At 61.9% G+C, this 10218-nt stretch carries 8 protein-coding genes; 6 read left to right on the top strand and 2 right to left on the bottom strand.

Features of this window, described 5'->3' with window-relative positions; all coding sequences use genetic code 11:
• Positions 1-183: 183 nt before the first annotated feature.
• Both ACK3SC_RS11070 and ACK3SC_RS11065 read right to left on the bottom strand, forming a co-directional pair.
• Positions 184-1875 carry a glycoside hydrolase family 13 protein gene (locus ACK3SC_RS11070; RefSeq protein ID WP_416840234.1) on the bottom strand — a complete coding sequence of 564 codons (1692 nt, stop codon included), beginning with the start codon at positions 1873-1875 and terminating at the stop codon, positions 184-186.
• Between the two features lie 54 nt (positions 1876-1929).
• On the bottom strand, positions 1930-3681 hold the full coding sequence (locus tag ACK3SC_RS11065; RefSeq protein WP_416840233.1) for a glycoside hydrolase family 13 protein: 1752 nt from the start codon (positions 3679-3681) through the stop codon (positions 1930-1932).
• Positions 3682-3814: 133 nt separating this feature from the next.
• Here ACK3SC_RS11065 and ACK3SC_RS11060 point away from each other — a divergent pair, with 133 nt between their 5' ends.
• The 6 genes from ACK3SC_RS11060 to ACK3SC_RS11035 are packed head-to-tail and all read left to right on the top strand — an operon-like array spanning position 3815 to position 10213.
• Positions 3815-5695 carry an ABC transporter substrate-binding protein gene (locus tag ACK3SC_RS11060; protein ID WP_416840232.1) on the top strand — a complete coding sequence of 627 codons (1881 nt, stop codon included), beginning with the start codon at positions 3815-3817 and terminating at the stop codon, positions 5693-5695.
• A 15-nt stretch (positions 5696-5710) separates the two neighbouring features.
• Positions 5711-6721, top strand: coding sequence for an ABC transporter permease (locus ACK3SC_RS11055; RefSeq protein ID WP_416840231.1), 1011 nt, complete (start codon positions 5711-5713; stop codon positions 6719-6721).
• Positions 6708-7802: an ABC transporter permease gene (locus ACK3SC_RS11050; protein WP_416840230.1), complete on the top strand. Its 1095-nt coding sequence runs from the start codon at positions 6708-6710 to the stop codon at positions 7800-7802. The genes ACK3SC_RS11055 and ACK3SC_RS11050 overlap by 14 nt, the downstream gene beginning before the upstream one ends.
• Position 7803: 1 nt before the next feature.
• Positions 7804-8856 carry an ABC transporter ATP-binding protein gene (locus ACK3SC_RS11045; RefSeq protein ID WP_416840229.1) on the top strand — a complete coding sequence of 351 codons (1053 nt, stop codon included), beginning with the start codon at positions 7804-7806 and terminating at the stop codon, positions 8854-8856.
• Positions 8853-10004, top strand: coding sequence for an ABC transporter ATP-binding protein (locus ACK3SC_RS11040; protein ID WP_416840228.1), 1152 nt, complete (start codon positions 8853-8855; stop codon positions 10002-10004). The genes ACK3SC_RS11045 and ACK3SC_RS11040 overlap by 4 nt, the downstream gene beginning before the upstream one ends.
• A complete protein-coding gene (locus tag ACK3SC_RS11035) occupies positions 10004-10213 on the top strand; it encodes a hypothetical protein (protein ID WP_416840227.1) in 210 nt (69 codons plus the stop codon). Before ACK3SC_RS11040 ends, ACK3SC_RS11035 begins: the two co-directional genes overlap by 1 nt.
• Positions 10214-10218 lie beyond the last annotated feature (5 nt).

Here is a 10218-nt window from a genome sequence, read left to right as displayed (position 1 = left end):
GCCCCACTCAGCCCTTTGTGATGATGAGTTAAACCTGAGCCACCATCTTACTGAAACAAGAAACCGGCACCGTCGGTCTATCAGTAGAAACAGTGTTTGGCCGACGACTCGGTGTTCAGATGCAGAGCAGTCGTTAGTAGATTTCCCCGGACTCAGTGCTGTCAAAAAACGAACGACACGTCTTCAGCGTGAATCGAGTCGGTAAACCGTTGCCTCGTACGGTTTGAGCGACTCGGTAGATGGGTCATCCGTCGAATCAGTGTAGTTGCTAATCATCACTTCTGCATCGGTCGTCCCCACTGTACTACTGTCGAAGGTTACAGTGTCATCAGACCAGTTGAGGACGACCAACACCGTCTCGTCGCCGAGCGTTCGCGTATACGCGTAGAGTTGCTCGTCGTCGGGGAGCAAGCAGTCATACTCACCGTAGACCAACACGTCCTCGTCGTTGCGGAGGTCGATCAGTCGCTGATAGTGGTCCCAAACCGAACCCTCTTCTTCGAGTGACGACTCGACATTTATCTCGGTGTAGTTCTCGTTGAGGGCAAACCACGGCTCACCAGTGGTGAAGCCAGCGTTCTCGGAGTCGTCCCACTGCATCGGTGTGCGGGCGTGGTCTCGGCTCCGGTAGTTAACGAGGTCCGCAACGTCCGCGTAAGAGTCAGCGACGCCGTCAGCGATGAGGTCTTCGACGATACCGGTGGTCATTGGGTCGTCAACCTCCTCGAGACTGCCGAACTCGTCGTTCGTCATCCCGATTTCTTCTCCCTGGTAGATGTATGGGGTACCCCGCAACGTCAAGAGGAACGTTGCGATGAGTGTCGCGCTCTCCGTACGGTAGTCCCCGTCGTCGCCGAAGTGAGAGACGAGTCGGGGTTGGTCGTGGTTCCCGAAGAAGAGGGCAGGCCAGTCGATCTCGCCCTGTTGTCGGTTGATTATCTCTTTGAGGTCAGTGAGGTCCCACTCGCCGAGCTGTTCTGGATGCCACGGGCCGTTCGGGCCTGCAGTGACTTCCATATGATCGAACTGGAAGACGCTGTTGAGTCCGTCCATGCTGGTGTAGTCGTCTACCTGTTCGATGTCTGCGCCACCCATTTCACCGACGGTCATCGTGTCGTAGTCCTCGAATACCGCCGCGAGCTCGTCGAGATATTCACGAAGACGAGGACCGTGGCTAAAGTGTTCCAGTCCATTTATCGGGTCGTCCGGCTCTCCATCGGGGTACCCGTCGGCCTTCGAGAGGTGGTCGATTGCATCGAGACGGAAGCCGTCGATACCCTTCTCGAGCCACCACGTGACCACGTCTGTAACAGCGTCTCGGACGTCTGGGTTCCGCCAGTTCAGGTCTGGCTGCTCGGGGTCGAAGAGGTGGAGGTACCACTGCCCGCGTTCGTCGTCGTACGTCCACGCAGGACCGCCGAAGATCGATTTCCAGTTGTTCGGTGGTTCGTCGGGGTCACCGTCCTGCCAGTGGTAGAAGTCTTCGTATCCACTCTCCCGTCGTCGGGACTTCTGGAACCACTCGTGTTGCTTCGAGGTGTGGTTGACGACGAGGTCCATGATGAGACGGATGTCGCGAGCATGGAGTTCAGAGAGGAGTTCCTCCCAGTCTGCCATCGTCCCGAACTCGTCCAGTATCGAACGATAATCACGGATGTCGTAGCCGTTGTCGGCGTTGGGCGAGTCGTAGACGGGACAGAGCCAGACGACGTCGATACCCAGTGAGTCGAGGTAGTCGACTTTCTCGGTGATTCCGGGGATGTCACCGACTCCGTCACCGTCGGAGTCGTTGAAGCTCCGTGGATAGATTTGGTAGACGACCGCTTCCTTCCACCACTGTCTATCGATGTCTGTGTGCCGTCTCTGTGTCGTCATCTGGGAACTGTTGTGAGTCATTGCTGTGAGTTGAGTGTCGGTATCTGTATTGTGTTACTGCGGAGTCAGGTAGACGCGAGCTTCGTACGGACCGAGTTCGAACGTCTCCTGTGGGGTCGTCGGTACGTCGGCGTTCGCGATGGCGAGTTCGAGTCCGTCGAGGGCAACACCCTCGGGCACGGTGCACTCGACTGGCTCGGGCTCGAAGTTGAGAACCACGAGCCCACGTTCGTCTCCGAGCGTTCGCGTGTAGGCGAAGATAGACGGATGCTTCGGGAGGAGAAGGTCGAATTCACCATACACTAGAACGTCGCGTTCGTGGCGAAGTTCGATGAGGTCGCGGTAGTAGTGCCAGACCGAGTCCCCGTTCGCGCGGGCGTGTTCGACGTTGACCGTCTCGTAGTTCGCGTTGCACTTAATCCACGGTTCGCCGTCGGTGAAGCCCGCGTGCTCCTCGTTCGACCACTGCATCGGCGTCCGGGCGTTGTCCCGTCCGACGTTCTCGATCGCGTCTCGGACGTCATCGTAGGACTCCGCGTCACCCTCTTCGAGCGCATCCTCGACGAAGTTAATCGCCTCGACGTCCCGGAGTTCGTCCGGTGAGGCGAGCGACGCGTTCGTCATCCCGATGTCTTCACCCTGATAGATGAAGGGCGTCCCCTGGAGGGTGTGGGTGAGCGTCCCGAGGAGTTTCGCCGACTCGCGGCGGTACTCGCCGTCGTCGCCGAACCGGGAGACCATCCGAGGCTGGTCGTGGTTGTTCAGATAGATGCTGTTCCATCCGTCGTCCGCGAGGCCCGTTTGCCACTTCGACAGAATCTGTTTGAACTCGACAAGTGACCAGTCACCGGCGTCCCACTTGTGTTCGTCGTGGTCGAAGGTGACGTGCTCGAACTGGAACACCATCGAGAGACCGTCACCATCCTCTCCGACGTACTCCCGTGCGTCGTCGACGCCGACACCGGGTGTCTCGCCGATCGTCAGGAGCGACTCGTCAGAGAGCACCCTGTCGTGCATCTCACGGAGGTATTCGTGGATGTTCGGCCCGTTGAAGAAGTGTTCTGTGCCTGTCTGTCCACCGTCCTCGTCACCGTCAGGGAGCCCCTCTACCTTCGAGATGAGGTTGATGACGTCCATCCGGAAGCCGTCGATTCCCTTCTCCAGCCACCAGTTCATCATCTCGTAGACGGCCTCTCTGACGTCTGGGTTTCGCCAGTTCAGGTCTGGCTGGTTCTCGTCGAAGAGGTGGAGATACCACTGCTCTCTCGCTTCGTCGTAGGTCCACGCCGGCCCACCGAAGACGGACTCCCAGTTGTTCGGTGGCACGGGGTTGCCCTCGTCGTCGACGTCGCCGTCGCGCCAGTAGTAGTAATCCTCGTAGCCCTCTTCCTCGCGGCGGGACTTCTGGAACCACTCGTGCTCCGAGGAGGTGTGGTTGACGACGAGGTCCATGACCAGTCGGATGTCCCGGTCGTGGAGTTCCGCGAGGAGTTCCTCCCAGTCGTCCATGTCGCCGTAGGCGTCGTGTATCGAGCGATAGTCACTGATGTCGTAGCCGTTGTCCGCCTGAGGGGACTCGTAGACCGGGCAGAGCCAGACCGCATCCACGCCAAGGTCGTCCAGATAGTCGACTCGACGTTCGATGCCCCGAAGGTCACCGATGCCGTCACCGTCGGCGTCGTCGAAACTCTTCGGATAAATCTGGTAGACGACTGCCTCCTTCCACCACGTACGGTTGAGACTATCCGTTCTCTCGGATGTGCCTGTAGTCGGTTCACGCGTCTGTTGTCTGTGATTCTGCTTCATCGTTGCCTGTTTCAGGAACCCGCTGTCCTTCTCATCCTCTCCCGAATACGGCCAGGCACTTAGTTCTAAAGAATCTTGAAGAAGAACTTCGTCCAAAGTTTTATCTTCATGGTCGTTAGTGTTGCAAGTGGCTATGACAGAGAAGGATGACAGAACCACGGGGCAGACAACGCTCACGCGGCGGCGGATCGTGCAGGCACTCGGCGCAACCGGACTCACTGCTGGACTCGCAGGCTGTGGTGGACAGCAGGCGGTCCAGACGACGACGGAGAGTTCGGGCAACGGTGGTGAAAGCACGCAGACCGAGACGGCGACGACGACCCCGGTGTCGGTTGACAGTGAGACCAAGCGGAAGATCCAGGAACTGGCGTACATCACGAACCAGACGCTCCCAGTCCTGCCGCTCCAGGAGAAACTGGCACAGTCGTTCCAGACGACCGACGACTGGAACGTCCCCTCGAAGGACAGCCAGAAGACTCAGCTCTACTGGCCGACCGAGTGGCTGCCGCGCTCGGGAGACTGGACACAGGCCGACGGCGCAGACGACAGCCGGCTGACCTTCGCGCAGTGGGCCGTTCCGAAGGACTCCCAGTACAACCCCTGGAACGGCAAGAACTTCGCAGAGGCTCGTCGGCTCCTATTCGACCGGTTCATGAGGTTCAACCTCGCCGAGCAGAGCCACGAACCCTACGTCATCCAGGAGTGGGGTCTGGAGGACGACACACTGACGCTCTCGGTCCGCGAGGGGCAGACGTGGCACAACGGCGACGATCTGACCGCGACGGACGTCGCGAACCAGATAAAACTCGATCTCTACAACGGCGGCAGTCTCGGTCAGTTCATCGCGCCCGAGGACCAGAGTATGATCTCAGAGCGCGTCGTCGCGACCGACGAGACGACCGTCGAGATCACGCTCGCGAAGGTGGCGAACGAGGAGATCATCCTCGCGTACCTCCAGCCGAAGTACCTCGTCGCCCACGAGGGCACCTACGGCGAGTACGTGACCAAGCTCGACGAGGCGGAGTCAGAGGACGCCCGGTCGAAGGCTCTCGCCGAACTCACGAGTCTGACGGTCCCCGAACCGGTCGGCAACGGCCCGTTCCAGTTCGAGAACGCCGACACCCAGCGGACGCTGCTCACGCAGTACGAGGACCACCCGGACGCCGGCCAGATCAACTACCCCGAGGCGGAGTATCTCTATATGCCGTCGAACCAGAAGCGCTGGAACGCGCTCATCAACGAGCAAACCGACGGTTCGGCGACGCTGTTCATGCCCAACAACAAACTGAACCAGCTTCCGGACTCGGTGCAGGTCAGCCTCATCCCCCGTCACTGGGGGCTCGGCCTCGTGTTCAACTTCGAGAAGGAGCCCGTCAACGACGTCCGCGTGCGCAAGGCCATCGCGCACGTCGTCAACCGTGAGTCGGTCGCACTCAACTCCGGTGCCGGCACCAACTCCAAGATCGCGTGTACCTACCCCAGTGGCCTCACGGGCGAGTTCAACGGCCAGATCGAAGGTGCGTGGCTCGAAGAGGTCGCCGACGAGTTCGAGACCTACGGCCGCGGGTCGGCCCAGACCGACAAGGCCGCCTCGCTCCTGCAGGACGCCGGCTACGAGAAGCAGAACGGCACGTGGAAGAAAGACGGCGAGGCGCTCACCATCCCCATCAAGGGGCCGGCAGGCTTCTCTGATTGGGTCGCGGGTGCCCAAACCGTCGTCTCCCAGCTCCAGCAGTTCGGCATCGAGGCCGAGGCTGTAATGAAGGACACCTCGACCTACTGGGGGAAGGACTACACGAACGCCGACTTCGTCGTCGGCCTCCAGGGGTGGGCCAACTACAACCAGTCCTATCCCTACTTCCACTACAAGTGGATCTTCGGCTCCTGGGACGCAAAGAACGCATGGAACCTCCCGGAGGAGTTCGAGTCACCCATCCTCCACGACCAGGTCCGCGAGAGCCAGTCCGTCGTCCCGGCCGACCTCGTCACCGACCTGTCGACCACCACCGAGTAAGCGAGGATCCAGCACATGAGTTACATCCTGAAGCGACTCGGGCAGTCGGTCCTCACCGTCTTCGTGGTGATATCCGCGAGTTTCGGTCTCATCCGCCTGCTCCCCGGCGGTCCACTCGATTACCTCCGTGCGCAGGCGATTCAACAGGGAGGGAGCGACCTGTCGATGGCCGAGATCAACCGACGAATCGCCGCCCAGACAAACATCGCGGTCGACGAACCGGTGTACGTCCAGTACGCCGACTACATGGCTGCGATGCTCCAAGGCGACTTCGGCCAGTCCATCTGGTACGAGCAACCGGTCACGAGCGTCATCGGGCCGGCCATTCCGTGGACGGTTTTTCTCACCGCGTCGGCGCTCTTCCTCGCGTTCACCGTCGGCGTCTCGCTGGGCGCGTTCATGGCCTACAAAGAAGGCTCGAACTTCGACGTCGCCAGCACCGGTATCGGGCTCTTCTTGAACTCGACGCCGGGCTACGTCGTCGCGTTGCTGATGGTGGCCTTCCTCGGCTACCGCTTCGACATCTTCCCGACCGGGGGGCGCTACGCCTCCGAACTCACAGTCGGACTCAACGTTCCGTTCCTCACGAGCGTCCTCTACCACGGGACGATGCCCATCCTCTCGATGGCTGTCGTCGGCTTCGGTGGCTGGGCTCTCTCGATGCGTGGGAACTCCATTCGCGTCCTCGGTGAGGACTACCTTCGGGTGGCCCGCCTCCGTGGACTCCCGACGCGACGGATCGCCATCCGTTACGTCGCGCGCAACGCAATCCTGCCGATGTACACTGGCCTGATGATCGCCATCGGCACCGTCTTCGGCGGGGCCGTGATCATCGAGAACATCTTCGCCTATCCCGGTGTCGGCTTCTACCTCATCCAGGCCATCAACGCCCGCGACTACCCGCTGATGATGGGTGGGTTCATCCTCATCACCGTCGCGATGGTCATCGGTATCACCATTGCCGATCTGACCTACGGATTTCTCGATCCGCGCGCCAAAGGAGGTGCTTCCCGTGAGTCCTACTGACGACGCTGACGGCGAAGTGGAAGGGTCAACCCGGTCGGCCATCACCGGCCACGACCGGACCGGACGGGCCGTCGCCGACGGCGGATCGACGGCCTCCGAGTTCAACCGCATGGCCGAGGTTTCGATGACCGACGCCGAGCGTCGCCGCCAGTGGGCAGAGGAGAAAGTGCTGGCACCGGCGCGCATCGTCTGGGACGACTGGCGTGCCCGGACGGGCGTCACCATCGTCACGCTGTACCTGCTGATGGGACTGCTCGGTCCGATGCTGGTCTCCCAGCCCCGGCCGAACCAGGGACCGCTCCTCGTCGGGGCGTTCCGGACGCTCCAGTACCCGCTCGGGACGACCGCATCGGGTGTGAGCATCCTCTCACAGATCGTGTACGCAACGCCGTCGATGCTGCTCATGATCGCCTCGGGCGCGGTGTTCACCGTCGTCCTCGGCACGGCGCTCGGCACCGTCGCGGGCTACAAGGGCGGCCAGGCGGACAGCGCCATCATGACCGTGACGGACATCATGATGACCATCCCGGGCCTGCCACTTACCATCGTGCTCGCGGCGGCCCTCCAGATCAAGGGGAGCCCGATAATCATCGGGATCCTGATCACCGTCAACGCGTGGGCGGGGCTCGCTCGCGCAATTCGGTCACAGGTGCTCACGCTGCGTGACGCCGAGTACGTCGAGGCGTCGCGCATCATGGGGATGAAGACGCCGACGATCATCGGCGGCGACATCATCCCGAACCTGATGCCGTACATCACGATGAACTTCGTCCAGCAGGCCCGTGCGGTCATCTTCGGGTCGGTTGGGCTGTACTTCCTCGGTGTGTTGCCGTACACCGGGATCAACTGGGGTGTGATGATGAACGCGGCCGTCAACCGTGCGGGGGCGACCTCCTCGCCGGCGGCGTTCCACTGGCTCTTGATGCCGATGCTGACCATCATCATCCTCGCGCTCGGCCTGACGCTGCTCGCACAGGGGGCCGACCGCATCTTCAACCCACGTGTCCGCGCTCGACACGCGAAGTCCATCGCGAGCGACGACGAGGAGCCGACTTCGAGCGCCTCCTCGGGAGGTATCTGAGATGCCACGAGACAGAGACCAGACCGGACGCGACCCGTCGGACCCCATCGTCGAGGTCCGCAACGTGAGCGTCACCTACGACCTGGAGCACCGAGAGGCGATGGTTCTCGACGACGTCAGTATCGACCTTCGACGGGGCGAGATACTCGGCGTCGTCGGTGAGTCGGGGTCGGGCAAGTCGATGCTCGCCAACGCCATGATGGACGCCGTCGAGGAACCCGGCATCACCACCGGCGACGTACGGTACTATCCCGAGTCCGGCGGTGACCCCGTGAACGTCCTCGACCTCTCGGACAAGGAACTGAAGGAGCTCCGCTGGGAGGAGATTTCGATGGTGTTCCAGGGCGCGCTGTCGTCGTTCAACCCCACGATGTCCATCCGTGGACACTTCAAGGAGACGCTCGAAGCCCACGACTACGACGTCGACGAGGGGATGGAGCGAGCCCGGCAGATCCTCACAGACCTGTATCTGGACCCCGACCGGGTGCTGGACTCGTACTCCCACGAGCTCTCGGGCGGGATGAGTCAACGCGCGCTCATCGCGCTCTCGCTCATCCTCGAACCGAACGTGCTCTTGATGGACGAGCCGACCGCCGCTCTCGACCTGTTGATGCAGCGCTCCATCCTGAGTCTGCTCGACGACATCAAGCAGAAGTACGACCTCTCGATCCTGTTCATCACCCACGACCTCCCGCTGGTGGCGGGACTGGCCGACCGCCTGGCCATCCTCTATGCCTTCGAACTGGCAGAAGTGGGACCGAGTGAACAAATCGTCCGCGAGTCCCAGCACCCCTACACCCGGGCACTGTTGAAGGCCGTCCCAAACCTCGACGCACCCATCGAGACGATGAAACCCATCGAGGGGACCGCGCCGAACCCAGCGCACGCACCCGACGGCTGTCACTACGCGCCGCGGTGTCCGCTGGCGACCGAGGAGTGTCACGAGGAGAAGCCGCCGTGGTTCGACGTCGCCGACGACCAGCGGACCGCCTGTTTCCACCACGACGACGCTGAAGATGCCGTCCCCTTCGAGATGGAGGTGCTACAGTCGTGAGCAGAAGTAACGAGCAGTCGATGGAGGATGACGACGTGGTGATGTCCTTAGACGACGTCTCGGTCCACTTCGAGAAGGAACAGGGTCTTGTCGACTCGCTGTTCAACGACGCGCCGAGGGTGCAGGCCGTCGACGACGTCTCGCTCGACATCGAGGAGAACGACGTCCTCGCACTCGTCGGCGAGTCCGGGTGTGGCAAGACCACGCTCGGGAAGACCATAATCGGCGTCCAGCGCCCCACCGAGGGAAGCGTCGAGTATCGTGGGCAGGACGTCTGGGACGCCAAGGACAAGAAGGGAGACGTCGACATTCCGTACGGCGACATCCGCAAGGCGCTCCAGATAATCCACCAGGACCCCGGGGCGGCACTGAATCCCAACCGGAAGGTTCTGACGTCACTGGAAGCACCCATCGAGCGATGGAAGCCCGAGATGTCCACCGAAGACAGGCGAGCGCGCATCTACGCGTTGCTCGAACGCGTCGGGATGGAGCCTCCGAAGGACTACGCACACCGCTTCCCGCACCAACTCTCGGGGGGCGAGCAACAGCGCGTCGCGCTCGTACGGGCGCTGTTGATGAACCCGGACGTCATCCTCGCCGACGAGGCGGTGTCGGCACTCGACGTGTCGCTGCGGGTGGAGACGATGGACCTCCTGCTCGAACTCCAAGAGCAGTTCAACACCTCCTTCGTCTTCATCTCACACACGCTGTCGAACGCCCGCTACCTCGCGGAGAAAGCGGGGGGACGGATCGGCATCATGTACCTCGGCGAGATCGTCGAGATCGGGCCGCCCGATAAGGTTCTGGGCGACCCAGACCACCCCTACTCGAAGGTGCTGAAGTGGGCGACAGCGGACCTCGACCCGAGCAGTCAGGAGATGGTCGACCCACCCGTGCGCTCTATCGACATCCCGGACCCAGTGAACCCACCGTCGGGGTGCCGCTTCCACACTCGCTGTCCAGAGGCACGCGAGGTGTGTACGAGCCAGAAACCGGAGCTCGGCGAGAACGAGGACGTCCCTGGCGCACACTGTGCGTCCTGCTTCCGGACCGACCCGGACCACGAGTACTGGGACAGCGAGCCGCTTGAGGGTGTCGAAGCCACGGAACGGTCGACCTCCTCCCAGCCGGCCGGGGGTGACGACTGATGACTGCGGTCTGGCGTGCGTTTTTCGTCTGTAGCGTCGTGCTACTGACGCTGCTCGCGCTGTCGGTCCCGTCACTCGAGCCCGGAACGCCCGCCTTCGTCGTCACGGTACTGAGCGCCGGCATGCTCGGGACGATGCTCGTGCTGTCTGCGGCGTTCATCTACGCCGACTGGGACCCCTTTGAAGAACTGTTCGAGAACCATGCCTGAGAGAC

This window comes from Haloferax sp. DFSO52 (assembly GCF_048158745.1).
Taxonomy (GTDB): domain Archaea; phylum Halobacteriota; class Halobacteria; order Halobacteriales; family Haloferacaceae; genus Haloferax.
The sequence above is the reverse complement of the archived record's forward strand: the minus strand, read 5'-3'. Positions and strand labels throughout refer to the sequence as shown.

What these genes read in the sequence shown, in the direction of transcription:
- ACK3SC_RS11045 (WP_416840229.1), top strand. Translation starts at nt 7,804, where the DNA reads ATGCCACGAGACAGAGACCAGACCGGACGCGACCCGTCGGACCCCATC.
- ACK3SC_RS11060 (WP_416840232.1), top strand. Translation starts at nt 3,815, where the DNA reads ATGACAGAGAAGGATGACAGAACCACGGGGCAGACAACGCTCACGCGG.
- ACK3SC_RS11055 (WP_416840231.1), top strand. Translation starts at nt 5,711, where the DNA reads ATGAGTTACATCCTGAAGCGACTCGGGCAGTCGGTCCTCACCGTCTTC.
- ACK3SC_RS11035 (WP_416840227.1), top strand. Translation starts at nt 10,004, where the DNA reads ATGACTGCGGTCTGGCGTGCGTTTTTCGTCTGTAGCGTCGTGCTACTG.
- ACK3SC_RS11070 (WP_416840234.1), bottom strand. Translation starts at nt 1,875, where the DNA reads ATGACGACACAGAGACGGCACACAGACATCGATAGACAGTGGTGGAAG.
- ACK3SC_RS11065 (WP_416840233.1), bottom strand. Translation starts at nt 3,681, where the DNA reads ATGAAGCAGAATCACAGACAACAGACGCGTGAACCGACTACAGGCACA.